Source organism: Phaeacidiphilus oryzae TH49 (assembly GCF_000744815.1).
GTDB lineage: Bacteria > Actinomycetota > Actinomycetes > Streptomycetales > Streptomycetaceae > Phaeacidiphilus > Phaeacidiphilus oryzae.
On sequence record NZ_JQMQ01000005.1, the window covers coordinates 3,950,752 to 3,975,828 of the forward strand.

The following is a 25,077-nucleotide window of genomic DNA, read 5'->3' on the forward strand; positions in this document are numbered from 1 at the left end:
AGGTCGTCGCCGTGGGGCGGGTAGCGTGGGATGACATGCGACTCGGAGTGCTCGACGTGGGGTCCAACACGGTTCACTTCCTCGTGGTGGACGCCCATCTCGGGGCCGCCCCCCTGCCCGCCTACTCCCACAAGGACGAGCTCAGGCTGGCGGAGCACCTCGACGACCGGGGCCGGATCGCCGACTCCGGGGTCGAGCGGCTGGTGGCCACCGTGCGTACCGCCCTCCGCGTGGCCGAGGACACCGGCGTCGAGGACATCCTCCCCTTCGCCACCTCGGCGGTGCGGGAGGCCGAGAACGGGGACGACGTCCTGAAGCGGGTGCTCCGGGAGACCGGGGTGGAGCTGCGGGTGCTCTCCGGGGAGGACGAGGCCCGGCTGACCTTCCTGGCCGCCCGCCGCTGGTTCGGCTGGTCCTCCCGGAAGCTGCTCCTCTTCGACATAGGCGGCGGCTCGCTGGAGGCCGCCTGCGGTCTGGACGAGGAGCCGGACGCGGTGGCCTCGCTGCCGCTCGGCGCCGGCCGGCTGACCGCCGAACGGCTGCCCGGCGACCCGCCGGACGCGGAGGCGATACGCGCCCTGCGCCGGCACGTCCGGGCCAGGATCGCCACCATCGTCCCCGAGTTCGCCCGGCTCGGCCCGCCCGACCACGCGGTGGGCAGTTCCAAGACCTTCAAGCAGCTGGCCCGGCTGACCGGCGCCGCCCGGGAGGCCGAGGGCCCGTACGTCCGGCGCCGGCTGACCAGGGACGACCTGGCCGAATGGCTGCCCCGGCTGGCCGGGATGACGGTCCGCCGGCGGGCCGAGCTGCCGGGCGTCTCGCCCGGCCGGGCCGGCCAGCTGCTGGCCGGCGCCCTGGTCGCGGACGGGGTGATGGACCTGTTCGGGGTGGCCGAGCTGGACACCTGCCCCTGGGCGCTGCGGGAGGGCGTGATCCTGCGCCGGCTGGACCGGATGCGGGACGGGACCGGCGAGCCGGCCCGGGTGCCGCCGCCGCAGTGACCGGCGCGCATCGACCGGTTCACGTCACCCCTGCGACGTGGGGGTGTCCCGAACCGCAGGCACCGCGCCTACGCTGTGTCCCGTGGCGGAGCAAGTGAGACCAGCCGACCAGACCCCCGGATCGACCGGCGCCCGGCAGCGGGCGCGCGAGGCGCGCGAGGCGCACGAGGCGCGCGAGGCGCACGACGCGCGCCAGGAGCGCGAGGGGCGCGTCGCCCGCGTGCCGGACGCCAGAGTGGCGCTGTCCACCGCCTCGGTCTACCCGGAGAACACCGAGGCGGCCTTCGAGATCGCCGGCCGCCTCGGCTACGACGGTGTCGAGGTCATGGTGTGGACCGATCCGATCAGCCAGGACATCGACCGGCTGCGCGAGCTCTCCGACTTCCACCAGGTGCCGATCCTCGCCGTCCACGCGCCCTGCCTGCTGATCACCCAGCGGGTCTGGGGCACCGACCCGTGGGCCAAGCTGGTCAAGGCGCGGTCCGCCGCCGAGCGGCTGGGCGCCTCCACCGTCGTCGTCCACCCGCCGTTCCGCTGGCAGCGCCAGTACGCCCGGGACTTCGTGCTGGGGATCCAGCGGATGGGCGGGGAGACCGACGTCCGCTTCGCGGTGGAGAACATGTACCCGTGGCGGTACCGCGACCGCGAGGTCGCCGCGTACGCCCCGGCCTGGGACCCGACCGGCGAGGACTATCCGCACTTCACCGTCGACCTCTCGCATGTCGCCACCTCCCGCACGGACGCGCTGGCGATGGTCGACCGGATGGGCGACCGGCTGGCCCACGTCCACCTCGCCGACGGGTCGGGCTCCGCCAAGGACGAGCACCTGATCCCCGGCCGCGGCACCCAGCCCTGCGCCGAGCTGCTGGAGCGACTGGCCGCCAACGGCTTCGACGGCCACGTCGTCCTGGAGGTCAACACCCGCCGCGCCCCGGGCCCTGTGGAGCGCGAGGCCGACCTCGCCGAGGCCCTCGCCTTCACCCGCCTCAACCTCGCTGCGGCGGCCTCGGAACTCTCCGGAACCCAGTGAGCACCCTCGGTGAGACTCTCCCGGCTCGGTGCCGAAGTCCACTGAAATTCCTCGTGGATCTGCTCAAATCCGTTGGACGGAAGGGTAGTTGGTGAGTACTCAGTAGCTCAGCGCTCGAAGGTCCGCGCCTGCCGGGGGAGGGAGAGGCCGGATGGAGACGTACTACTACTTCCTCAGCTACACCCGCCGACATCAGGACGGGTATGTGGCGAGGTTCCACGCCGACCTGTCGGATCGGCTCGCCGACCGGCTGCGGTTACCGGACCCGCACCGGGTCGGCTTCCGCGACGTCCACGAGATCCACGCCGGGATGAGGTGGCGGGAGGAACTGGAACAGGCGCTCCGCTCCTGCCGCTGCTTCGTCCCGCTCTACTCCGCCGAGTACTTCGACAGCGCCTACTGCGGGCGGGAGTGGGCGGTCTTCCTGCGGCGGCTGCGCACCTACGAGGCACTGGAGAACATCCGGCCCAACCTGGTGGTCCCGGTGCTGTGGCGGCCGGTGCCGGAGATCCCCCGCGCGGTCGAGGGGATCCAGTACGTCGACGACGGCTTCCCGGTGCTCTACCGCGAGCGCGGAATGGAGTACCTGGTCCGCCGCGCCCGGGCGACGGACGTCTACGAGGCGGCGCTCGAGCGCATCGCCGACCGGATCGTGGCCGAGTGCGGCCGCCATCTGCTGCCGCCCTGCGAGCCCTTCTCCATCGAGCAGGTCACCGGCACCTTCGGCGAGCTGGTGCTGCGGAACGGTTCCGCGGCGGCCGGATCCGGGGCGTCCGGCGGAACGGGCGGAGCCGTGGCCGAGACCGGGCGGCGCGGCCATGTGACCTTCCTGCTGGCCGCGGCGACCCGCGGCAACCCGCCCCCGGGCCACCCCGACCCGGACCCCGAGCACGCCGGACCTGCGTCCTGCTACGGATCCGATCCGCTGGACTGGAACCCGTACAGCCACGGGCGGGCGCGGCCGGACGAGCCGGCTCCGGAGGCGCCCGCGGAACACGGCAGGGCGCACGGGCAGCCGCACGAGCCCCCCCTCTCCACCCACGCCCAGCAGGTGGTCTCCGGCAACCGCTTCTCCAGCGCCGTCGACGTGGTCGACGAGTGGCTGGTCGACCGGGTGGCCAAGGCCCGCCGCAACCACCAGGTGGTGGTCGTCCTGGTGGACCCCTGGTCGGCGCGGATGGCCGAGTACGGCGACGCCCTGCGCGGTCTCGACGCCAGGCTGGAGCCGGCCAGCGGCGTGCTGCTGCCCGCCCACGGCGACCCGGAGGAGGCCCCCCACGAGGCCGAGAAGCTCTCCGTGGACATCGGCGAGACCTTCCCCAACAACCTGGCCCTGCCGGTCAACCCGCGCTTCCAGTACGCGGTTCCGCGCGAGCACTTCGGGCGGCGGCTGATGGAGATGGTGGCCGCCGCGCAGAGCGCGCTGGCCCGGCTCGCCAACCCCCGCGCCGACCTGCGCGGTTCCGTGCCCCCGCCGTTCCGGCCGGAGCGGCCGCCCGGCGCCCTCCCCGCCACCCCGGGGGCCGGCCCCGGCTGCGCCGCCGACCGCCCGCACCGCCGCGGTGGCCGCAGGACCCGCGGAGCCGGGGCCGAACCGCCCGCCCTCCCAGGGGAGTTCCTATGACCGCCCGCCCGGGGACCGTCGTCACCTTCTACTCGTTCAAGGGCGGCACCGGCCGCACCATGGCGGTGGCCAACATCGGCTGGCTGCTGGCCGCCCGCGGGTACCGGGTGGCGGTGGTCGACTGGGACCTGGAGGCGCCCGGGCTGCACCGCTACTTCCACCCGCTGCTCGACGACCCCGAACTGGTCTCCACCTGGGGCGTATTGGACCTGCTGCGGGACTACGTCGCGGCGGCCCTCGCCCTGGACAGCCCCGTCCAGCGGGCCGCCGGGCGCGGGCCGGGCGGGCTGGGCGGCCGGGACCGGGTGGCGGCCTGGGTGCGGGACTACCTGGACGACCGCTTCGGCGACTACGGCGCCGCGGTGCGCTTCGACTTCGGCTCCGGCACCGGCTCCGGGCACGGCACCGGCCCTGGCTCGGGCAGCCTCGACCTGCTGCCGGCCGGGCTGCAGGACGACACCTATCCGACCGCGGTCAACACCTTCGACTGGTTCAGCTTCCAGGACGCCCTGGCCGGCGGCCTGCTGCTGGACGCCCTGCGCGAACGGCTGCGCGCCGACTACGACTTCACCCTGATCGACAGCCGCACCGGCTGGAACGACTCCTCCGGGGCCTGCCTGGTGGTGCTGCCGGACACGGTCGTCGACTGCTTCAGCCTGAACACCCAGTCCATAGCCGGCGCCGAGCAGGCCGCCCGGGCGGTGCGGGAGCGGTCGGTGGGCCGCCGCATCCAGGTGCTGCCGGCCGCGCTCCGGGTCGAGGACGCCGAGCAGCGCAAGGTGGAGGCCGGACGCGACCTCGCCCGGGCGCTCTTCGCCCCCCACCTCGCGTCGATGTCCGCCGAGGAGACCGACCGGTACTGGGCCGACATGGAGGTCCCGTACAAGCCCTTCTACGCCTACGAGGAGATCCCCGCCGTCGTCGGCGACCGGCCGCTGCTGGAGAACAGCCTGCTCGCCGCGTACGCCAGGATGGCCGACCGGATCGCCGGGTCCAGGGCGCCGGGCGGGCCGCCGCAGCTGCCCGAGCGGCAGCGCCGCGAACTCCTGGCCCGCTACGAGCGGTTGCCGGTCTCCCAGCCCTCGGCCGCCCTGATCAGCTACGCGGCCCCGGACCGGCTGTGGGCGGAGTGGATCCGCCGGCAGTTGCACCTCCTCGGCTTCCGGCCCCGACTCGCCCCGGCAGGACGGGCGTTGCCGCCGCCGGAGGCCGCGGTCGAGGGCGGCCCGGCACCGGCCGCGCCGCTGGTGCTCACCCTCCTCAGCGCCGCCCACCCGGGCCCGGACGGCCCGGACGGCGCGGACGGCCCGGATCGGCCGGACCGCCGGGACAGGCCGCGCGCGGCCGTGCCGGAACGGCGGGCGGTGGTGCGGATCGGCGACGTCCCGGTGCCGCGGGCGCTGGAGGGCGCGCCGCTGGTCGACATGGTGGGCCTGGCCGGCCCGGAGGAGGCCAGGGACGCCCTGGTCGCCGGGGTCGGCCGGCCGGTACGCCCGGAGCGGGGCCAGCGCTCCGAGGAGCCCGCCGGCTGGTCCAGGACCGCCCGCTACCCCGGCTCCGTGCCGGCGGTGTGGCGGGTGCCCACCCGGAACCCCGGGTTCACCGGCCGGGAGGAGCTGCTGGACCGGATCCGCACGGCCCTGGCCGGCGGCTCCGAGCCGGGCGGCGCGGCCCCGTGCGTGCTGTGCGGCCTCGGCGGGGTCGGCAAGACCCAGGCCGCCCTGGAGTACGCCCACCGGTTCCGCGCCGACTACGACGCGGTGTGGTGGGTGTCGGCCGAGGACACCGGGCTGCTCGCGCACCATCTCGCCGGGCTCGGCGGCGACCTGGGGCTGCCCGCGGACGGCGACGTGGGCGCGCTCGCCGGTGCGGTCCGCGAGGCGCTCCGCCGCGGCGAGCCGTACCGCCGCTGGCTGCTCATCCTGGACAACGCCGAGCAGCCGGGACTGATCGCCCCCTATCTGCCGGCCGGCGGCGGCCACGTCCTGATCACCTCGCGGGACCGGGCGGACTGGGACGCCGCCGCCCGGATCGACGTCGACGTCTTCTCCCGCGAGGAGAGCACCGGCATGCTCCGCCGGGAGAACCCGGAGCTCTCCGAGTACGACGCCGCCCGGATCGCCAAGGAGCTCGGCGACCTGCCGCTGGCCGTCCGGCACGCGGCCGCCTGGCTGCGCAACACCGGCGAGTCCGCCGACACCTACCTGGACAAGCTCGACGTCCAGGTGGGCGGGATGGCGGTCAGCGACCCGGAGGGCAGCGAGGACCGGTCGATGGCCGCGGCCTGGCTGCTCACCTGGAACCGGATCGGCGAGGAGATGCCGGCGGCCGGCGAACTCCTGCTGCTGCTGGCCTTCCTGGGGCCGGACCCGGTGCCCGCCTGGCTGGCCCGCTCGGACCGGATGCGGCAGCGGCTGCTCCGCTACGACCCGCAGCTCGGCGAGCCCGACATGGTCGGCAAGGTCTTCCGCGAGATCAGCAAGTACGAGGGCGTCCGGATGGACGGGCTGGGCGGCGGCATCACCATGCACCGGCTGGTGCAGGCGGTGCTGCGCCGGCAGGTCGAGCCGGAGCGCTGGCCGGAGTTCCGGGCGGCGGTGCACGGGGTGCTCGCCGCCGCCAATCCGCGCAACCCCGACCAGCCCGGCACCTGGGTCCGCTACTCGGCGCTGCTGCCCCACCTGTGGCCGACCCGCGCCGAGCGCAGCGCCGACCCGGAGGTGCGGCAGTGGATCGCGGACACCGTCCGCTACCTGTGGCGGCGCGGGGACCACCGGGCGGTGCGGGACGCCGCCGAGCGGATCCTCGCCGAGTGGCAGCCGCGCTTCGGCCCCGACGACCGGCTGGTGCTGATGATCCGCAACCAGCTGGCCAACGCCCTGCGGGCGGGCGGCGAACTGGAGGAGGCCCACCGGATCGACGCCGACGTCCTCCGCCGCTGCCGGGACACCCTCGGCGAGCACCACCTGGACACCCTCACCGCGGCCGGCAGCCTGGCCGCCTCGCTCCGCGCGGCCGGCCGCTACGGCGAGGCCCGGCACTTCGACCGGAGCGCCTTCGACACCAGCCGGGAGGTCTTCGGCGAGGACCACCCCCGCACCCTGATGCTGGCCAGCAATCTCGCGCTGTCCCGCTTCCTCCTCGGCGAGTACTACAGCGCCCGGGACCTCGACCGGGAGACCAGGGACCGGATGGTCGCGGTCTTCGGCGCCGACCACCCCTCCACCCTCCTGTCCGCCCGCAACTACGCCCGCGACCTCCACGAGACGGGGGAGGCGGAGGCCGCCGTCCGGCTCCTCCAGACCACCCTGCGGGCCTTCCGGTCCGGCCTGGGCGAGTCCCACGACGACACCCTGCGGACGGCGAAGGTGCTGGCCACGGCGCTGCGCAAGACCGGGCGGTACGAGAGCTCGGAGGCGCTCAGCCGGGAGACCCTGGCCCAGTACCGGGCGGTCCGCGGCGAGCACCATCCGGAGACCCTGGCCTGCGCCTGCAACCTGGCCTGCGACCTGGCCGCGCTCGGCCACCCGCGGGAGGCCCGCGCGCTGGCCCGGGAGACCGCGGCGGCCTGCGCCGGCACCACCGGCCGGGACCATCCGCTGACCCGCGGCTGCATCACCAACCTCGCCGTCTACCAGCGGCTGTGCGGGGAGCCGGAGGCGGCGGCCCGGCTGACCGCGGAGCTCCTCCCCGGCTACCGCGCCGAGCTCGGCGGCAACCATCCGATCACGCTGGCCTGCGCGGTGGACCATGCCGCGAACCTCGCCGAGTCCGGGGCCGGCGAGGAGGCGGTGGCGCTCGGCCGGGAGGCGCTGGACGGCTATCTGGCGACCCTCGGCGAGGGGCATCCGGCGGCGGTGGTCTGCGCCTGGAACCTGGCCCTCGACCTGGAGGCGGCGGGCCGCACCGACGAGGCCCGGGAGCTCCGGCACGCGACGGAGGGGTCGGCGCTGCGCGCCTTCGGCGTCGGGCACCCGCTGGTCTCGGAGGTGATGAGCAGCGGACGCCGGCTGCACGCGGACATCGAGCCGCCGCTGATCTGAGGCGCGGGGGCGGCCCGGGGACGGCGCTTGCCGGGGCATCGCGGAGGGCCGGCGTCCGTACCGGAATGCGGACAGGGTGTCCAAGTTGTGGGCGGGGCGGCGTAGGGTCGGGAGACCGCACCGCACGAAGGAGTTGAGCACCGTGCCAGAGCTGAGGTCCCGCACCGTCACCCACGGACGCAACATGGCGGGCGCCCGCGCCCTCATGAGGGCCTCGGGCGTAGCCGGCGCCGACATCGGCCGGAAGCCGATCATCGCCGTGGCCAACTCCTTCACCGAGTTCGTCCCCGGCCACACCCACCTCTCCCCGGTGGGCCGGATCGTCTCCGAGGCCGTCTCCGAGGCCGGCGGGATCCCGCGGGAGTTCAACACCATCGCGGTGGACGACGGCATCGCCATGGGCCACGGCGGGATGCTCTACTCGCTGCCCTCCCGCGACCTGATCGCGGACTCGGTCGAGTACATGGTGAATGCCCACTGCGCGGACGCGCTGGTCTGCATCTCCAACTGCGACAAGATCACGCCGGGGATGCTGATGGCCGCGATGCGGCTGAACATCCCGACCATCTTCGTCTCCGGCGGCCCGATGGAGTCCGGGCAGGCGACCCTGGTCGACGGCACCGTCCGCAAGCTGGACCTGATCACCGCGATCGCGGAGTCCGCCAACGACGCGGTCTCCGACGAGGACATCAGCCGGATCGAGGAGAACGCCTGCCCGACCTGCGGCTCCTGCTCCGGGATGTTCACCGCCAACTCGATGAACTGCCTGACCGAGGCGATCGGGCTGGCCCTGCCGGGCAACGGCACCACCCTCGCCACCCACACCGCCCGCAAGGCGCTGTACCAGGAGGCCGGGCGGCAGATCCTCAAGCTGGTGGACCGCTACTACGGCCAGGACGACTCCACCGTCCTGCCGCGCAGCATCGGCTCCCGGGCCGCGTTCGAGAACGCGATGGCCCTGGACATCGCCATGGGCGGCTCCACCAACACCATCCTCCACCTGCTGGCGGCGGCCCAGGAGGCCGAACTCGACTTCACCATGGGGGACATCGACGCCCTCTCGCGCCGGCTGCCCTGCCTGTGCAAGGTCGCGCCGAACGGCTCCTACTACGTCGAGGACGTCCACCGGGCGGGCGGCATCCCCGGCATCCTCGGCGAGCTGTACCGGGCCGGGCTGCTGAACGAGGACGTCACGACCGTCCACTCGGACTCGCTCGCCGACTGGCTGAAGCGGTGGGACGTCCGCGGCGGCTCCCCGTCGCCTGAGGCCGTCGAGCTGTTCCACGCGGCCCCCGGCTGCAAGCGGTCCGCGGAGGCCTTCAGCCAGTCCGAGCGCTGGGACTCGCTGGACCTGGACGCCGAGCGGGGCTGCATCCGCGACATCGGGCACGCCTACTCCACCGAGGGCGGCCTGGCCGTCCTCCACGGCAACCTGGCCGAGAACGGCTGCGTGGTGAAGACGGCCGGCGTGGACGAGTCCATCTGGGAGTTCACCGGGCCGGCCGTGGTCTGCGAGTCCCAGGACGAGGCCGTCGAGCGGATCCTCAACAAGGAGGTCGGCGAGGGCGACGTCGTCGTCATCCGGTACGAGGGTCCCAAGGGCGGCCCGGGGATGCAGGAGATGCTCTACCCCACCTCGTTCCTCAAGGGCCGGGGCCTCGGCAAGGCCTGCGCGCTGATCACCGACGGCCGGTTCTCCGGCGGCACCTCGGGCCTCTCGATCGGCCACATGTCGCCGGAGGCGGCGGCGGGCGGGACGATCGCGCTGGTCCGGGACGGCGACCGGATCACGATCTCGATCCCGGAGCGGAGGATCTGCCTGGAGGTCCCGGAGGCCGAGCTGGCCGAGCGGCGGGCCGCGCTGGAGGCGGGCACCGGGTACCGGCCGGCCAACCGGCAGCGGCAGGTCTCGGCGGCGCTGCGGGCCTACGCGGCGATGGCCACCTCGGCGGACAAGGGCGCGGTGCGGGACGTCTCCCAGCTGGAGCGCTGAGCGCGGCGGCGGGGGTGGGCACCGGGCGCGCGCATAATCGAGGTGTGTCCGAGAAGCCCATCCCCGCGCAGAGTCCCGTACCGGCCGACGGTTCGCCGCAGCCCGAACCGCTGAGGTGGTTCGGTGTGAGCTGGGCCGCGCGGGGCGGGGAGTACTGGGCGCGGCGGGTCGCGGTGGCGGTCGGCGCCCTGGTCGCGCTGGTGGCCGGCGGGCTGCTGATGCGGCTGGGCGTGCAGGGGGTGTTCCTGGCCGGGTCCGGGACGATCGTCGATGTGCTGCTGGTGCTCGCGGTGGCGATCTGCTCGCTGGCCGCGGCGGCGCGGACCTGGCGGCTGCTGAGCGTCGGCAAGGACGCGTTGACCGGGTGGATGGCCGACGAGGGGCAGCTAAGGGTGATGCTGGTCATCGGGTTCGTGGGGTCGCTGGCCGCGTATTTCGTCCGCTCGCTGTTCGAGGCGCCGGGGGAGGGCGCGGCGCGGGCGCGCTGGGACGCGGCGAAGACCCGGGCCACGCTGGCGCGGACCCGCCCGAAGGGCGGTGGCGCGAAGCGCAGGAAGGCCCGGCGCTGAGGCTCTTCCCGAGGCTTTTCCCGCAGGGCGGGTTCAGGGGCGTGGGGAACCGCGGTTCCCCGCGCCCCTTCGCCTGCGCCCTCGGCGCTGCGCTCGGGGCGTCACGCCTTCCGGCGGGCGCCGGCGACCGAGCCGACCACGCCGACGACCGCGGCGAGGATCGCGGCCTGCCAGATGCCGGTCCAGAGCGCGCCGGCCAGGCTGGCGGAGCTGAGGAAGAAGTGGGTGAGGGCGTCGGTGACGAAGAACGCCCCCGCCGGGGCCAGCGCGACCTGCCACGGGTGCTCGCCGGCCCAGCGGCGCAGCCGCCGGTCCCCGCCGCCCCGGCCGGCCACCGAGCCGACCCCGCCGACCAGGAAGAACAGGAAGAGGGCGATGCCGACCGGCCCGGCCAGCAGGCTGGTCGACCAGTGCATGGTGACCACGTCCACCCCGAGTGCCGCCGCACCGCCGATCACACCGGTCACCCCCGCCGTCTTCCACGGCCCCAGAGTGGCCGAGGCGACGGCGAGCTGCCCGGATTCGCGACGCGATACGTCCTTGCTTGTCATACCTTCACGGTGCGCCCACCGCACATTCCGGTGCCATAGGGGGCGACCCTGATTTTTCCCGAACATGCTCCTCCTGACGGAGGATCAGCCCGCCGCCGCCCGCCTAGGCTGGACGGCGTGATTCGCGCCCTGCCCGCCCCGCTCGCGCGCCGCTACCTGCCCGGCGAGGACCGGGCCGCCGCGCTGCGCGCCGCCGATCCGCTGATCGCGCGCGGGCTGCACGTCAGCTTCGACCTGCTGGCCGGACCGGTCCGGGACCGGGCCCGCGCGGCCGGCGTACGGGACGACTATCTGGCGCTGCTGGCCGAGCTCTCCGCCGGGGGCCTCGGCCCGCGTGCGGAGGTGTCGTTCACGCTGGGCGCGCTGGGCCGGTTCAGCGGCCCGGACGGCGACCGGATCGCCCTGGAGAACGCCCGTGCGCTGTGCGCCGCGGCGCAGGCGGCCGGCGCGCTGGCCACCGTGGACGCCCAGGACCACCGCAGCACCGACGCCGTCCTGGACGCGGTCGCCGAGCTGCGCGCCGACTACCCGTGGGCGGGCGTCGCCGTCCAGGCCAACCTCCGCCGTACCGAGGCCGACTGCCGCGAGCTGCTCCACGCCGGGTCGCGGGTGCGGCTGGTGAAGGGCGCCTACCGGGAGCCGCCCGGGGTGGCCTTCGTCCGCCGGAGCGAGGTGGACCGGTCGTATGTGCGCTGCCTGCGGCTGCTGATGGAGGGCCGGGGGCACCCCATGGTCGCCACCCACGACCCCCGGCTGATCGCGATCGCCGGGGCGCTCGCCGTCCGCTCGGACCGGCCGCAGGGGAGCTACGAGTTCCAGCTGCTCTACGGGGTCGCCGGGGGCGAGGAGGACCGGCTGGCGCGGGCCGGCGAGTCGGTCCGGGTGTGGATCCCTTACGGGCCGGGCGGGGCCGGCTATCTGCGGCAACGGCTGCGGGGCGGGCTGCGGCGCCTGTTGTGACGCCCGGCGGCCGAAGCGCCGGGCGGGGTGCGGATCGTGGACGGGGTCTGGTGCGGCGGCCTGCGGCGGTGTACGAACGTTTCATGCCGAACGATTCCTCCCCCTCGACCGGCCTCGCCGAGCGGCTCGCCGTCGGACTCCAGGCTCTCCTCCCCGACCTGTACGACGCCTACCGCGACTTCCACGCCCACCCCGAACTCTCCATGGCCGAGCACCGTACGGCCCGCATCGTCGCCGAACGGCTGCGCGCCCAGGGCGGCTGGGAGGTCACCGAGGGCGTGGGCGGCACCGGTGTGGTCGGCGTCCTCCGCAACGGCGAGGGCCCGACCGTACTGCTCCGCGCCGACATGGACGCGCTGCCGATCCGGGAGGCCACCGGGCTGCCGCACGCCTCCACCGACACCGCGGTGAACCCCGACGGCGAGACCGTGCCGACCATGCACGCCTGCGGCCACGACATCCACGTCACCTGCCTCCTCGGCGCGGCCCAGCTGCTGGCCGCCCACCGGGAGGACTGGTCGGGCACCGTGCTGGCGGTCTTCCAGCCGGGCGAGGAGACCGCGGCCGGCGCCCGGGCGATGCTGGACGACGGCTTCCTGGACCGCTTCCCGCGGCCGGACGTCTCGCTCGGCCAGCATGTCGGACCGCAGCCGACCGGCGTGGTCGCGGTCCGGCCCGGGCCGGTGATGGCGGCCGCGGACAGCTTCCGGATCCGGCTCTTCGGCCGCGGCGGGCACGGGTCGAGCCCGCAGCAGACGGTGGACCCGGTGGTGATGGCGGCCAGCACCGTGCTCCGGCTGCAGGGGGTGGTCTCGCGGGAGATCGCGGCCACCGACTCGGCGGTGGTGACGGTCGGTTCGCTGCGGGCCGGCTTCAAGGAGAACATCATCCCGGACGACGCCGAACTCAAGGTCAACGTACGGTCGTTCGACCCGGAGGTGCGGGAGCGGGTGCTGGCCGCGATCAAGCGGATCGTGAACGGCGAGGCGCAGGCCTCGGGGGCGCCCAAGGACCCCGAGTTCAGCCCGCTCAACGCCTTCCCGCTGACGGTCAACTCGGACCGGGCGACCGCGCGGGTGATGGCGGCGCTGGGCGCGCAGCAGGACATCCACGTCCACGAGATGCGCCACCCGCTGCCCGGCAGTGAGGACTTCGGGGCGTTCGGCACCGCGGCCGGCTGCCCGTCCGTCTTCTGGTTCTTCGGCGGCTCGGACCCCGGGCTGTGGTCGGACCCCCGGCAGGGCGAGAAGGACAACCTTCCGGCGGGCGTGGCCGGCAACCACTCCCCGCACTTCGCCCCGCTCGCCGATCCGGCGGTCCCGCAGGGCGTGCGGCATCTGCTGCACGCCGCCGCGGAGTGGCTGGCCGAGGGGTGACGGCCGGGGGCTGAGGAGCCGGGGGCTGAGCGGCAGCGGGACCGGCCGACCGGGACTGACGGGCCGTCAGTTCGCGGCGCTGCCGGCGATCTTGGACTCGAAGGCGGCCAGCGCCGCGGCGCCGACCGCCTTGTCCTGCTCGCCGTTCCCGCCGCTCACCCCCACCCCGCCGACCACCTGGCCCTGGTGGACGATCGGGAAGCCGCCGACGAAGACCGCGAACCGGCCCGGGTGGGTCTGCTGGATGCCGAAGGCCTCGTTGCCGGGCAGCGCGGGGCCGTTCGGCGGCTCGTTGAAGAGATGGGTGGCCCGCTGGTGGCCGGCGGCCGTGAAGGCCTTGGCGATGGCGATCTCCACGCCGGTCAGCCGGGCTCCGGTCATCCTGTGCAGGGCGATCGGGTGCGCCCCCTCGTCGGAGATGCAGAGGGTCTCCCGGACGCCGATCCGCTCGGCCTCCGCCTCGGCGGCCTCCAGCATGATCAGGGCATCGGCGAGGGTCAACCGGTAGACGGTGTGCATCAGTTCTCCCTCGGGGTGAGGTAGTCGCAGTAGACGGTCTTGGTGTCGGTGACGAAGTCCAGGGCGCCGCGTCCTCCCTCGGGGAAGGCGCCCGAACTGGACGCCCCCCAGCCGCCGAAGGGCGGGGCGACGCCGTTCCCGGTGGTGCGCTCGTTGACCTTGACGATCCCGCAGCGGGCCGCGCGGAGGAAGCGGCCGCCGGTGCCCAGGTCGCGGGTGTGGACGGCGGTGACCAGCCGGTGGTCGTCGCCGTTGATCTCGGTCAGGGCCGCCTCGACCCCGTCCACCGGGAGGACGGAGAGCAGCGGCCCGAAGACCTCCCCGGTGTTCACCGGGTGCTTGGCCGGGACGCCGGTGAGGACGGTCGGCCGCACCCAGTGCCCGGACGGGTCGGCGGCGGCGGACAGGGTGCCCTGGCCGGCCACCGAGGCGCCGGCGTCCAGCGCCGAGTCCAGCAGCGCGGTGAGCCGCTCCCGCTGGGCCGCGGTCGCCGCCGGGCCGACCGAGGAGCCGGCCTCCAGGCCGGGCCCCGCCACCAGGGCGGCGGCCCGCTCGCCGAGGAGGGCGGTGAACTCGGCCAGTACCGGGCGCTCCACCAGCACCCGGTCGGTGCCGGTGCAGACCTGGCCGGTGAGGCCGAAGGCGCCGGCCGCCACCTCCTCGGCGGCGTGCGCCAGGTCGGCGTCGGCGCAGACCAGCACCGTGTTGTGGCCGCCGAGTTCGAACTGCAGCCGGGCCCACGGGTGGGCGGTGCGGCGCAGCACGGCGCCGACCGCGTCCGAGCCGGTGAAGCTCACCGCCCGGGTCTCCGGGGCGCCGACCAGCGCCGCCATCGCGTCCGCCGAGTCGCCCTGCACCACCTGGAGGACGTCCTCCGGGACGCCCGCCCGATGGCAGGCCCCGGCCAGGAAGGCGCCGCAGGCCGCGGCGACCGGGGACGGCTTGAGGATCACGGCGTTGCCCGCCGCCAGGGCCGGGGCGATCTTCCTCGCGGCGAGCGAGACCGGGAAGTTCCACGGGGTGACGGCGACCACCACGCCGAGCGGCACCCGCAGCGTCCAGGCCGCGGAGCGGGACTCGGCCGGGTAGGTGGTGCCCTCCACCAGGAAGGCGAGCTGGGCCGCCAGCCTGAACTGCTCGGCGGTCTTGGCGACCTCGCCGCGGGCGGCGCCGATCACCTTGCCCTCCTCCCGGCAGATCAGCCGGGCCAGTTCCTCCGCCTCGGCGGTCAGCACTCCGGCCGCCGCGTCCAGCGCCCGGGCCCGGGCGCCGGCCGGCAGCCGCGCCCAGTCCGCCGAGGCGGCGTGGGCCGTGCGGACGGCGGCCGCGGCCTCCTCCGGGGTGGCCGCCGGGAACTCGGCCACCACCTCGGCCGGCGCGGAGGGATCGGTGGAGACGACGGGTGAGGTCTGGTGCGCAAGGGGGTTGCTGGACAAGGATGCCTCCCGGGTGTTCATCCGTCGGCTGGACCGCGTGCGTTGCCTGCACAGCAGTCTTGGCCCCGGGACACCGGTCGGCCTCGTGCACATTGCACCTTCGCTGCAGGAGGATATGGGCAGATGGCACACGAAGAACGGTGTCCGAAAGCTTTCGGCGGGCCTGCGGCGGGCGAGGAGTCCGGGCCCGGGACCGACTCAGACGCCGGCTCCGGCGGCGGTCCCGGCTCCGGTTCCGGTTCCGGCTCCGGTTATCCGGAGTCCGAGCTGACGGTCGGCGCGCTGCTGGCCGAGCCGATGCTGCGCGGGCGGCTGCTGGGCGGCGAGAAGGGCCTGGGGCGGACGGTCGCCTGGTGCCTGCCGCTCTCCGAGGTGGCCGCCGTGCGGCCGGCCGGCGACGGCGACCTGACCGGGACCGCGGTCTACCTCCCGGCCGTCGAGCTGGCCGGCCACGACCGGGCCCGCGCCCTCCTCCAGGACCTGGCCCGGCGCGGCTCACCGGTGGTCTTCGCCCGCCCCCGGGCCGGCGGCACGGTCAGCCTGGGCCCGGCCGCCCTCGCCGCGGACGACATAGGGCTGCCGCTGGTCGGGCTGCCCCCCGAGGTGGACTACGGCGGGGTCGGCCGGCTGGTGGCGGTGAAGGCCCTGGCCGCGACCGCCCATGTGCTGGAGTACGGGGTGCGGGTGCACCGCATCCTCGGCGAGGTCTTCGCCACCGGCTCCGGGCTGCCGGCGCTGGCAGCGGCGATGTCCACGCTGGCCGCGACCGCGGTGCTGATCACCGACGACGGCGGCGAGGTGCTGGCCACCGCGGGCTCCGGCGGCACCCCCCGGCTGGACCCCGAGGTGGCCCGCGAACTGGCCGCCCAGGTGCACGCCCGGCTGGGCGGCCCCCCGCCGGAGGACGAGCGGCAGCGCCCGGCGCGCCATCCGGCCGCCTGCGACCTGCTGCTCACCACCGCCCCCTGGGGCGACGCGGCGGGCGGCGACGCCGTCCAGGCGGTGGCGGCCCCGGTCCGGGTGGCCGGCGAGCTCTACGGGGCGGTCGTCCTGGTGGAGCCCCGGCTGCCGGCGGACACCCACGACCTCGCCCAGCACCGGGTGATCGTCGAGCAGGCGGCGCCGCTGGTCGCCTCGGAACTGCTGCGCCAGCGCTCGGTGACCGAGGCGGAGGAGCGCGCCCGGGACGACTTCCTGGACAGCCTGGTGCACGGCAGGTTCGCCGACGTCCACGCGCTGGAGGCGCGTTCGCGGCACTACCGGTTCGACGCGGCGGCCCGGCACGTGGTCTTCGTGGTCGCCGCGCCCGGCATCGACCCCGGACGGTCGCAGCAGCTGCTGCGGACCGTGGTCCGCGGCCGGGCGGAGACCGCGGACGGCTTCACCATGGCCGGGTTCGTCGGCCGGCTGCTGGTGGTGGTGCGCGAACTGCCCGCCTCCGACGCGCGTTCGCGGTACGACGTCCAGGTGGAGAGCGCCGAGATCCAGCGCTTCGGCCGGCAGGTCCAGCGCGCGGTGCGGGAACGGGTCGACGGGGAGATCCAGATCACCCACGGGCGGGGCGCGCCGGGGGCGGCCGGGGTGGCCGCGGGCTACCGGGAGGCGCGGATCGTCCTGGAGCTGTCCCAGCGGGTGGACGTCCCGGAGGTGTGCGGCTACGAGCGGCTGCGGGTGTTCGCGGCGATAGAGGAGGCCGCGGCCAGCAAGCCCGGCCGGGAGTTCGCCCGCGAGGTGCTCGAACCGCTGCGCAAGCTGGACGGCCAGACCGGCGACCTGGAGCGGGTGGTGCTGGCGTACATCGCCGAGTCGGGGAACCTGAACGCGGCCGCGCGGCGGCTCCAGCTGCACCGCAACACCATGCTCTACAAGCTGGAGCGGGCCTCGCGGGCGCTGGGGATGGACGTCCGCTCGGCCGAGACCCAGTTCACCGTCTGGCTGGCGTACCGCATCCACACCCTGAACGACTCCCTGCGCGCGCTGGACGCGGAGCTGGCGCCGCCGGCGTAGGGGGCGGGGGGCTCAGTCGACGCCGGCGGTGAGTTCCACCTCCACCGGCGCGCCGGAGGGCAGCGCGCGGACGCCGATCGCGCTGCGGACGGGGAGCCGGCCGAACTCCGCCCGCAGGACCTCGGAGGCGCCGTCGGCGACCGCCGAGAGCTCCTCGAAGCCCTCCACGCAGGCCACATAGACGGTCAGCCGCAGGCACCGGCGGAGCCGGCCGCCCTCGCCGACCGCGTTCAGCGCCGCCGCCACCGCGTTCCGCGCGGCGATGCCCGCGGCCCGGCGGGCGGTCGGCAGGTCGACGTCGCCGCCGACGAGCCCGCGTACCGCGAGCCGGCCGTCGATCCGCGGCGTCATCCCCGCGGTCAGCACCAGACCGCCGTCCACCACCGCGGCCTGGTACGCCCCCTGCGGCTGCGGGGCGGCCGGTCGTCCGCCGGGCTCAGCCACCGAGGGCCACCCCCTCCTGGCGGGAGTCGGCGCCGCCGGACAGGCAGCCCCGCTCGTGGTCGGCGGAGACGACCAGCGCGCTGCCGCCGCCCTCCCAGGGGCCGGTGACCCGGACCCGGTGGCCGCGGGCCCGCAGCCCGTCCAGCGCCTCCGCGCCGAGCCGCGACTCGCAGCGCAGCTCCTCGGGCTGCCCGAGGACGTCGGCGTCGCTGCCGGGGTGGACGGTGAAACGCGGGGCGTCCACCGCGGACTGCGGGTCGGCGCCGTGGTCCAGGAGGTGGGAGAGCAGTTGGGTGTTCCACTGCACCTGGCCGTCGCCGCCCGGCGTGTTGCCGACGTGGGCGAGCCGGCCGGCCGGGTCGGTGGCGATCCAGGCGTTCAGGGTGTGCAGCGGCCGGCGCCGCGGCCGGACCTCGTTGGGGTGCCCGGGGATCAGGTAACTCCCGCGTCCCAGACGGTTGTTGAGGATCACCCCGGTGCCCGGCACGGTGGTCGCGGAGCCGAAGGTGAAGGCCAGCGAGTGGATCAGGCTGACCGCCCGGCCCTCCGCGTCCACCGCCACCGCCGAGGTGGTGTCGCCGTCCGCGGGGCCGGCCAGCCCGGCCGGTACGGCGTCGGCGGCGATCCGCTCCCGGGCGCGGGCCACCGCGGCCGGGGTCAGCGTCTCCCTCCAGGCCTCGGTGTCGCTTCCGCAGCGCTCCACCCGGTCGGCGAAGGCCAGCCGGGCCGCCGAGGCCAGCAGGTGGACGGCCTCGGCGCCCAGCCGGGGGAGCCCGTCCAGCAAACCGTCGCAGACCGCGGCCTGCTGGAGGACCATCCAGCCGGGGGTGGGCGGCGGGGTCTGGTGGACGGTGTGGCCCCGGTAGCGGCCGCGCAGCGCGGGCCGCGCCGCGATCCGTCCGCTGAGCTCCCACTCCGCGCCGTCGAACGGGGCGCCGGCCTCGCGCAGCGCGGCCACCGCCCGCTCGGCGAACCAGCCGGTGTGGAAGGCCGCCGGGTCCTCGGCCAGCCTCCTGATGGTCGCGGCCAGTTCGGGCTGCGGCAGGCGCTCGCCGACGGCCGGCGCCCGGCCGCCGGGCAGCAGGGCGCGGGCCGCGCCCTCGTCCCGGCGCAGCGCCGCCTGGTGGCCGAGGACGTCGGCCCGGGTCTTGGCGGTGGAGGGCAGTCCGGTCTCGGCGGCGCGGGCCGCGGGCGCCCACAGCGCGGGCAGTTCCCGCGAACCGCCGGCGGCGTGCAGCGCAGCCAGGGCGCCCACGGCGCCGGGCACCGCGACCGACAGCGGTCCGGTCAGCGGGACGGCGGACAGTCCGCGTCCACGGTAGAAGCCGGGGTCGCCGCCGTCCGGTCCGTAGCCGGAACCGGACACCGTCCACACCCGGCCGCCGGGTTCGCGGACCACGGCGAAGGCGTCGCCGCCCACCCCGCACTGGCCGGGCAGGGCGATCCAGGACACGGCCGCCATCGCCAGCGCGGCGTCCACCGCGTTGCCGCCCTCGGCCAGTACCCGCGCCCCGGCGAAGGACACCGCCGGGTGGCTCGCCACCGCCATGCCGCCGGCGCTGAGCACCGGCGGCCGGTCCGGCGCCGCCTGGAGGCCGGTGCCTCCGTACGCATCGCTCTTCGGTGAGTTCACCCGGCCGAGTCTGGTGGCCGGCCCGGACGCCCGGCCATGTGCAGGGTCTCCTGAGAACGGCCGCTCCTCTGGGCGGTCGGCACATCGGCGGCCCGGCACCGCACCCGTCGTCGCCGGAGTGAAACAGCCCGGAAACGCCGGGGAAGATCGAAGAACATTGTGCACAACTAGGCTTGCCAGCCCTGTGCACCCTGAGGCTTTGACTCGGCCACGCGGCTGGAGAGCATGCCGCTCATTCATCGAACATGGGAGTGCGGACATGCATCTGACTGCTGCGCACTGGATATACCTCGCCGGGGTCGTGGTGATCATCGGCGTGATGATCGCCCGCAAGAACGTCGTGGTCCCGGCGGTGGTCGCGACCTTCCTGACCGCCTGGGTCTACACCGGGAGCCTGGTACGGGGACTCTCGTCCATCTTCAACGCGGGGATGACGGCGGCCTCCGAGCTCTTCGACATCTTCCTCATCATCGCGCTGATCACCGCCCTCCTCGGCGCGCTCCGCGCGATGGGCGCCGAGCGGCGGATGGTCCGGCCGTTCCAGGGGCTGATGCGCAACGGCCGGACGGCCTTCTTCGTCCTGGCCGCCGTCACGTATCTGATCAGCCTCTTCTTCTGGCCCACCCCGGCGGTTCCGCTGATCGGCGCGATCCTGCTGCCGGCCGCCATCCGGGCCGGGCTGCCGGCCGTCGGGGCCGCCGCGGCCATCGCGATCGCCGGTCAGGGGATGGCCCTGTCCAGCGACTACATCATCCAGGTGGCGCCGGGGCTGTCCGCCAAGGCGGCCGGGGTGTCCACCGGTTCGGTGGCGGACAAGGCGATGGTGCTCTCCCTGGTGACCGGAGCGGTCGCGCTGGCCTTCGTCTACTGGCGCACCCGGCGCTCCATCCGGCCGCTGGACGCGGACAACCTGCTGCGCTGGGAGAGCGCCGCGGAGGAGAGCGAGACGGTCGTGGCCGGGGCCGCCGGCTCCCGCGCCGCGGGCTCGCGCACCCTCGCGGCGGTGGCCGCCACCACCGACACGACCACCACCACCGGGGGCGCGGGGACCGGAACCGATGCCGACGCCCCGGAGCCGACCGCCGCGCCCCCCGGCGCCGAAGCGGGCACCCTCGGCGGCGGCGCCGTCGCGTCCGTCGCTGCCGCCGGCGGCGGTCCGGAGGACGGTCGACACGCGGGCCGGGCCAAGATCTTCGCCGTGCTGGTGCCGCTCTGCTTCGCCGCCCTCGTGGTCTACATGCTGCTCGGCAAGTTCACCACCCTGGTGCCGGCCACCCAGGGCTCCGACGCCGCCGCCCTGGTCGGCGGCGTGGCCACCCTGCTGCTCTTCGCGGCCTCGCTCAGCCGGGACGGCGCGCAGGGGCTCAGCACCTCCGCCTCGCACCTGGTGGACGGCCTGGTCTTCGCCTTCAAGGCGATGGGCGTGGTGATCCCGATCGCCGGCTTCTTCTTCCTCGGCAACTCGGACTACGCCGCCACCATCCTCGGGCTGGACCCGCACGCCAAGCCGCCCGCGCTGCTCTTCGACCTGGTGGCGGCCGGGCAGCAGTACATCCCGCACAACGCCCTGATCCTGTCCGTCTCGATCCTGCTGATCGGCATGGTCACCGGGCTGGAGGGCTCCGGCTTCTCCGGCCTGCCGATGACCGGCTCGCTGGCAGGCGCGCTCGGCCCGGCCGCCCATGTGAGCCCGTCGGCGCTGGCCGCCCTCGGCCAGATGGGCTCGGTGTGGACCGGCGGCGGCGTCCTGATCGCCTGGTCCTCGCTGCTCGCCGTGGCCGGGGTGGCGCGGGTCCAGGTGGAGACCCTGGTCAGGTACTGCTTCGTACCGGTGCTGGTCGGCCTGGCGGCGGCGGTGCTGGTCTCGGTGCTGGCCTTCTGACCCGCCGGGCGGGACCCCCGGGGCTTCGGCATTCCGCACATACATCGGGATCTGGGCTGTGCACTCCGTCCGTGCTGAACACCCCTGGGGCGCGCCTACGTTGTGGATGCGCCCGGGAAACCGCGCGCCCCGGCAACCACGGAAGGAGGACGACGGTGACCGAGCTGTTGTCCAAGGACGCGTTCCGCAGCGCCCTGGAGGAGGCGATCAAGGGCCGCGAGGCGAAGAACGCCTCGTTCAGCCAGGCGTGGGCGGAGGGCCGGCTCAAGCGCGAGCACTTCGCCCGCTGGGCGGAGAACCACTACCACTACGTCGGCCCCTTCGCCGACTACCTCGGCTACATCTACGGCAACACCCCCGACGAGTGCACCGGCGCCAAGGACTTCACCCTGCAGAACATGTACGAGGAGGAGCTGGCCGACATCCGGCACACCGAGCTCCTCATCCGCTTCGCGGAGGCCTGCGGCACCACCCGGGAGCGGGTGCAGGACCCCTCCAACATGAACGCGGTCACCCGCGGCCTGCAGTCCTGGTGCTACGCGGTCGCCATGCGCGAGCACTTCGTGGTGGCCACCGCGGCGCTGGTGGTCGGCCTGGAGTCGCAGGTGCCGAGCATCTACCGGAAGCAGATCGTCCCGCTGCGCGAGTCCTACGGCTTCTCCGAGGACGAGATCGAGTTCTTCGACCTCCACATCACCTCGGACGTGGTGCACGGCGAGCGCGGCTACCAGATCGTCCTCGACCACGCCGACACCCCGGCCCTCCAGCAGCGCTGCCTCCAGTTCGTGCGCTGGGGAGCCGAGATGCGGTTCTCCTACACCCAGGCCCTCTACGACCAGTACGTCCGACCTGACGAACTGCAGACCGCCGCCGCCTGAGCGCGCGGTGCCGCAACCCGCCCGCCGCGGGCCGCGCAGGCCCGCGGCGGGCACCCAACCGCCTACGGAGGGGGAGAAGATGACGGATCCGCAGTGGGCGCGGGTCGCCGAGCTGGCCGAGTTCGGCCGCCGCGGGAAGAAGCTGGTCACCGTCGGGTCGGAGCGGATCGCGCTCTTCGCCCACGGCGGCGAGGTGTTCGCGTTCCAGGACGCCTGCGTCCACAAGGACCGGCCGCTCTCCCGGGGGACCCTCCTCAACGGGCGGGTCGTCTGCCCCGGCCACCAGTGGGCCTTCGACCTGCGCACCGGACAGGCCGAGGACCGGGCGGAGTGCCAGCCGACCTATCCGGTCCGGGTGGAGGACGGCCAGGTCTGGGTGCTGGTACGGCAGCCCGCCGCCTCCGCCTCCGCCTCGTCCGCCTCCGCCGCCCCGTCCGCCCTCCCCGCCGCCGATCTCGTCCAGGAGTGAGCCCAGTGCAGACCCACCCCGGCCCCAGCGGCGGGCCCCGAACCTTCGTCGCCGTGGGCGCCGGACAGGCGGCCGCCTCGGCCGCCCGCACCCTGCGCCGCCAGGGCTACGACGGCCGGATCGTCCTCGTCGGCGACGAGCCCCACGCCCCTTACCAGCGGCCCCCGTTGAGCAAGGAGTACCTGGCGGACGGCCCGGCCGGGACGGAACTCGCGCTGCTCTCCGGGCGGTGGTGCGAGGAGAACGCGGTCGAACTCCGGCTGGGCACCCCGGCCGTGCGGATCGACCGGGCCGCCGGGGCGGTCGAACTGGCCGACGGCGAACGGATCGCGGGCGACCGCTTCCTCCTCGCCACCGGCGCCCGGCCCCGCCGGCTGCCGGGCGTCGAGGGCGAGCGGATCATCCATCTCCGCCGGATCGAGGACGCCGAGCGGCTGCGCGGCTTCCTCCGGCCCGGCGCCCGGATCGCCGTCATCGGCGCCGGGTTCATCGGCTCCGAGCTCGCCTCCGCGGTACTGGACGCGGGCGGGCAGCCGGTGGTGGTCGAGCGCGCGGAAGCGCCCCTGGAGCGGCAGCTCGGACGGCGGTTCGGCGGCGTCTGCGCGGAGATCCAGCGGGCGGCCGGGGTGGAGCTGCACACCGGGGAGGCCCTGAGCTCGGTCCGGGAGACCGGCCGCGGTGTCCTGGTGACCACCGACAGCGGGCTGTGCGTCGAGGCGGACGCCCTGGTGGTGGCGGTCGGCGCGGTCCCCGACACCGCCCTCGCCGAGGCCTCGGGACTGGACGTCGGCGACGGCGTCCTGGTCGACGAGCGGCTGCGGACGAGCGATCCGCGGATCTGGGCGGCGGGGGACGCGGCCGCGCAGTGGCACCCCCTGTACGGCCGCCGGATCCGCACCGAGCACGTCGACAACGCCGACCGGCAGGGCGCCACCGTGGCGCGGAACGTCCTCGGCGGCGCGGTGGTCCACGACGACCCGCTGTGGTCCTGGTCCGACCAGTTCGGGCTCAACCTCCAGCACTGCGGGCACGCGGAGCGCTGGGACCGGATCGTGGTCCGCGGCTCGGTCGAGGAGCGCGACTTCGTCGCCTTCTACCTGGACGAGGGGCGGCTGCGGGCCGCCTTCGGGATGGAGCGCGGCGGCGAGGTGCTGGCCGCCAAGGAGCTGATCGCCCTCGGCGCCCGCCCGGATCCGGCGGCGCTCGCCGACGAGGACGTCGAACTCGACGAACTGGCCGGCCCGGAGGTGCCGGTGGTCTTCCCGGTGCCGCCCGGCGGCCGGGAGGCGGGCCCGCCGGCGGGCGGCCCGGCGGACGGGCCCGCGGGCGGCCCGGCGGACGAGCCCGCGGGCGGCCCGGCGGACGGTCCGGCGGAGGGCCCGGCGGACGCCCCCGAGCGGGAGTACGTCCGGGTGGCCCGCTCCGGCCAGGTGCCGGAGGGCGTCGTACGCCGGTTCCACGTGGGCGAGTTGGAGCTCGCGGTGACCCGGTACGGCGGACGGGCGTACGCCAGCTCCAACTACTGCACCCACCTCGACTGCCTCCTCTCCTCGGGCCGACCGACCCGGGAGGGCCTCCTCTGCTCCTGCCACGGCAGCGTCTTCGACTACGCCACCGGCGAGCCGCTCAGCCCGCCCGCGCGGCTGCCCATCCGGGTCTTCCCGGTCCGCGAGGTGGACGGCGAGATCCTCGTCGGGCTGATCCCCGGCGAGCCGCTGCCGGGACCGCGCAGCCGGCGCGGGGCGGCCGCCCCGCGCTAGCCGCCGGCCCCGTCCGGGCGGATGCGAGGATGGCGGGGTCAACGCGATCCCAGCCGAGAGGTGAGCCACCCCATGACGCGACGAGTCGCCGTACTCGGAACCGGGAAGATCGGCGAGGCCCTGCTCTCCGGGATGCTGCGGGCCGGCAAGGACCCCGCGGATCTCCTGGTCACCGCCCGACGCCCGGAGCGCGCCGCCGAGTTGAGGAGGAGGCACGGGGTGGAGGCGGTCTCCAACCGGGAGGCCGCCAAGGCCGCCGACACCCTCATCCTCACCGTCAAGCCGCAGGACATGGGCGCCCTGCTGGAGGAGCTGGCCCCGCACGTCCCGGCCGAGACGCTGGTGATCTCGGGTGCGGCGGGGGTGCCCACCGAGTGGTTCGAGGAGCGGCTCGCCCCCGGCACCCCGGTGGTGCGGGTGATGACCAACACCCCGGTCCTGGTCGACCAGGCGATGAGCGCGATCTCGGCGGGCGCCCACGCCGGGCCGGAGCACATCGCACGCACCGAGGAGATCTTCTCCCCGGTGGGCAAGACCATCGTGGTCCCGGAGTCGCAGCAGGACGCGGTGACCGCGCTGTCCGGCTCCGGGCCGGCGTACTTCTACTTCCTGGTGGAGGCGATGACCGACGCCGGGATCCTGCTGGGGCTGCCCCGGTCCACCGCCCACGACCTGATCGTGCAGGCGGCCGTCGGGGCCTCGGTGATGCTGCGGGACTCCGGGGAGCACCCGGTCAAGCTGCGGGAGGCGGTGACCTCGCCGGCCGGGACGACCATCTCCGCGATCCGCGAGCTGGAGAACCACGGCGTGCGGGCCGCCCTGCTGGCCGCCCTGGAGGCGGCCCGGGACCGCTCGCGGGAGCTGGCCTCCGGCGGCAGATAGCCTCGGGCCCCGGCCGTAGA

Annotated in this window: 19 protein-coding genes; 14 read left to right on the plus strand and 5 right to left on the minus strand. The window is 75.1% G+C overall.

Translation table 11 applies throughout. The features are described from left to right. The first annotated feature begins 35 nt into the window (after positions 1 to 35). The 6 genes from BS73_RS21280 (at position 36) to BS73_RS21305 (ending at position 10,260) form a co-directional block, all read left to right on the plus strand. Positions 36 to 1,001, plus strand: a complete 966-nt coding sequence (locus BS73_RS21280) for a Ppx/GppA phosphatase family protein (RefSeq protein WP_037574824.1) — start codon at positions 36 to 38, stop codon at positions 999 to 1,001. Positions 1,002 to 1,221: 220 nt separating this feature from the next. Continuing rightward, a complete protein-coding gene (locus BS73_RS21285) occupies positions 1,222 to 2,031 on the plus strand; it encodes a sugar phosphate isomerase/epimerase family protein (protein ID WP_037580513.1) in 810 nt (269 codons plus the stop codon). A gap of 151 nt (positions 2,032 to 2,182) precedes the next feature. Continuing rightward, a complete protein-coding gene (locus BS73_RS21290; RefSeq protein ID WP_037574827.1) occupies positions 2,183 to 3,655 on the plus strand; it encodes a TIR-like protein FxsC in 1,473 nt (490 codons plus the stop codon). Then, positions 3,652 to 7,698, plus strand: a complete 4,047-nt coding sequence (fxsT, locus tag BS73_RS21295; RefSeq protein WP_037574829.1) for an FxSxx-COOH system tetratricopeptide repeat protein — start codon at positions 3,652 to 3,654, stop codon at positions 7,696 to 7,698. Before BS73_RS21290 ends, fxsT begins: the two co-directional genes overlap by 4 nt. Before the next feature lie 142 nt (positions 7,699 to 7,840). Continuing rightward, positions 7,841 to 9,691, plus strand: coding sequence for a dihydroxy-acid dehydratase (gene ilvD, locus BS73_RS21300; RefSeq protein ID WP_037574832.1), 1,851 nt, complete (start codon positions 7,841 to 7,843; stop codon positions 9,689 to 9,691). Between the two features lie 44 nt (positions 9,692 to 9,735). Then, positions 9,736 to 10,260, plus strand: a complete 525-nt coding sequence (locus BS73_RS21305) for a hypothetical protein (protein WP_037574835.1) — start codon at positions 9,736 to 9,738, stop codon at positions 10,258 to 10,260. Positions 10,261 to 10,361: 101 nt separating this feature from the next. Here BS73_RS21305 and BS73_RS38315 read toward each other — a convergent pair whose 3' ends face one another. Then, positions 10,362 to 10,811, minus strand: a complete 450-nt coding sequence (locus BS73_RS38315; protein WP_063837039.1) for a hypothetical protein — start codon at positions 10,809 to 10,811, stop codon at positions 10,362 to 10,364. Between the two features lie 117 nt (positions 10,812 to 10,928). Here BS73_RS38315 and BS73_RS21315 point away from each other — a divergent pair, with 117 nt between their 5' ends. Next, entirely contained in the window at positions 10,929 to 11,771 is an 843-nt protein-coding gene (locus BS73_RS21315; protein ID WP_161789691.1) for a proline dehydrogenase family protein, read from the plus strand. An 83-nt stretch (positions 11,772 to 11,854) separates the two neighbouring features. Further along, positions 11,855 to 13,147, plus strand: a complete 1,293-nt coding sequence (locus tag BS73_RS21320) for an amidohydrolase (protein ID WP_037580516.1) — start codon at positions 11,855 to 11,857, stop codon at positions 13,145 to 13,147. 66 nt (positions 13,148 to 13,213) lie between these two features. On the opposite strand, the gene BS73_RS21325 is transcribed toward BS73_RS21320, so the two are convergent. Both BS73_RS21325 and BS73_RS21330 read right to left on the minus strand, forming a co-directional pair. Further along, a complete protein-coding gene (locus BS73_RS21325) occupies positions 13,214 to 13,666 on the minus strand; it encodes a GlcG/HbpS family heme-binding protein (protein ID WP_037574841.1) in 453 nt (150 codons plus the stop codon). After that, positions 13,666 to 15,102, minus strand: a complete 1,437-nt coding sequence (locus BS73_RS21330; protein WP_235215483.1) for an aldehyde dehydrogenase family protein — start codon at positions 15,100 to 15,102, stop codon at positions 13,666 to 13,668. Before BS73_RS21330 ends, BS73_RS21325 begins: the two co-directional genes overlap by 1 nt. A gap of 123 nt (positions 15,103 to 15,225) precedes the next feature. Here BS73_RS21330 and BS73_RS21335 point away from each other — a divergent pair, with 123 nt between their 5' ends. Then, positions 15,226 to 17,109 carry a helix-turn-helix domain-containing protein gene (locus BS73_RS21335; protein ID WP_152617682.1) on the plus strand — a complete coding sequence of 628 codons (1,884 nt, stop codon included), beginning with the start codon at positions 15,226 to 15,228 and terminating at the stop codon, positions 17,107 to 17,109. Positions 17,110 to 17,121: 12 nt separating this feature from the next. Here BS73_RS21335 and BS73_RS21340 read toward each other — a convergent pair whose 3' ends face one another. Then, complete coding sequence (locus tag BS73_RS21340) at positions 17,122 to 17,553, minus strand: RidA family protein (protein WP_037574847.1); 432 nt, start codon at positions 17,551 to 17,553, stop codon at positions 17,122 to 17,124. Then, positions 17,546 to 19,186: a gamma-glutamyltransferase family protein gene (locus BS73_RS21345; RefSeq protein WP_235215484.1), complete on the minus strand. Its 1,641-nt coding sequence runs from the start codon at positions 19,184 to 19,186 to the stop codon at positions 17,546 to 17,548. The genes BS73_RS21340 and BS73_RS21345 overlap by 8 nt, the downstream gene beginning before the upstream one ends. Positions 19,187 to 19,445: 259 nt before the next feature. On the opposite strand from BS73_RS21345, the gene BS73_RS38320 reads away from it, so the two are divergent. The 5 genes from BS73_RS38320 to proC all read left to right on the plus strand — a co-directional run bounded on the left by BS73_RS38320 (position 19,446) and on the right by proC (position 25,057). Next, complete coding sequence (locus tag BS73_RS38320) at positions 19,446 to 21,068, plus strand: hypothetical protein (RefSeq protein ID WP_037574849.1); 1,623 nt, start codon at positions 19,446 to 19,448, stop codon at positions 21,066 to 21,068. 155 nt (positions 21,069 to 21,223) lie between these two features. After that, a complete protein-coding gene (locus BS73_RS21355; protein ID WP_037574852.1) occupies positions 21,224 to 21,946 on the plus strand; it encodes a TenA family transcriptional regulator in 723 nt (240 codons plus the stop codon). A 79-nt stretch (positions 21,947 to 22,025) separates the two neighbouring features. After that, a complete protein-coding gene (locus BS73_RS40425) occupies positions 22,026 to 22,415 on the plus strand; it encodes a Rieske (2Fe-2S) protein (RefSeq protein WP_051940210.1) in 390 nt (129 codons plus the stop codon). Next, on the plus strand, positions 22,412 to 24,175 hold the full coding sequence (locus tag BS73_RS21365; RefSeq protein ID WP_265736869.1) for an FAD-dependent oxidoreductase: 1,764 nt from the start codon (positions 22,412 to 22,414) through the stop codon (positions 24,173 to 24,175). Before BS73_RS40425 ends, BS73_RS21365 begins: the two co-directional genes overlap by 4 nt. Before the next feature lie 72 nt (positions 24,176 to 24,247). Beyond that, positions 24,248 to 25,057 carry a pyrroline-5-carboxylate reductase gene (gene proC / locus BS73_RS21370; RefSeq protein WP_037574855.1) on the plus strand — a complete coding sequence of 270 codons (810 nt, stop codon included), beginning with the start codon at positions 24,248 to 24,250 and terminating at the stop codon, positions 25,055 to 25,057. Positions 25,058 to 25,077: the final 20 nt, after the last annotated feature.

What these genes read in the sequence shown, in the direction of transcription:
- BS73_RS21280 (WP_037574824.1), top strand. Translation starts at nt 36, where the DNA reads ATGCGACTCGGAGTGCTCGACGTGGGGTCCAACACGGTTCACTTCCTC.
- BS73_RS21290 (WP_037574827.1), top strand. Translation starts at nt 2,183, where the DNA reads ATGGAGACGTACTACTACTTCCTCAGCTACACCCGCCGACATCAGGAC.
- fxsT (WP_037574829.1), top strand. Translation starts at nt 3,652, where the DNA reads ATGACCGCCCGCCCGGGGACCGTCGTCACCTTCTACTCGTTCAAGGGC.
- BS73_RS38315 (WP_063837039.1), bottom strand. Translation starts at nt 10,811, where the DNA reads ATGACAAGCAAGGACGTATCGCGTCGCGAATCCGGGCAGCTCGCCGTC.
- BS73_RS21320 (WP_037580516.1), top strand. Translation starts at nt 11,855, where the DNA reads ATGCCGAACGATTCCTCCCCCTCGACCGGCCTCGCCGAGCGGCTCGCC.
- BS73_RS21325 (WP_037574841.1), bottom strand. Translation starts at nt 13,666, where the DNA reads ATGCACACCGTCTACCGGTTGACCCTCGCCGATGCCCTGATCATGCTG.
- BS73_RS21335 (WP_152617682.1), top strand. Translation starts at nt 15,226, where the DNA reads ATGGCACACGAAGAACGGTGTCCGAAAGCTTTCGGCGGGCCTGCGGCG.
- BS73_RS38320 (WP_037574849.1), top strand. Translation starts at nt 19,446, where the DNA reads ATGCATCTGACTGCTGCGCACTGGATATACCTCGCCGGGGTCGTGGTG.
- BS73_RS40425 (WP_051940210.1), top strand. Translation starts at nt 22,026, where the DNA reads ATGACGGATCCGCAGTGGGCGCGGGTCGCCGAGCTGGCCGAGTTCGGC.
- proC (WP_037574855.1), top strand. Translation starts at nt 24,248, where the DNA reads ATGACGCGACGAGTCGCCGTACTCGGAACCGGGAAGATCGGCGAGGCC.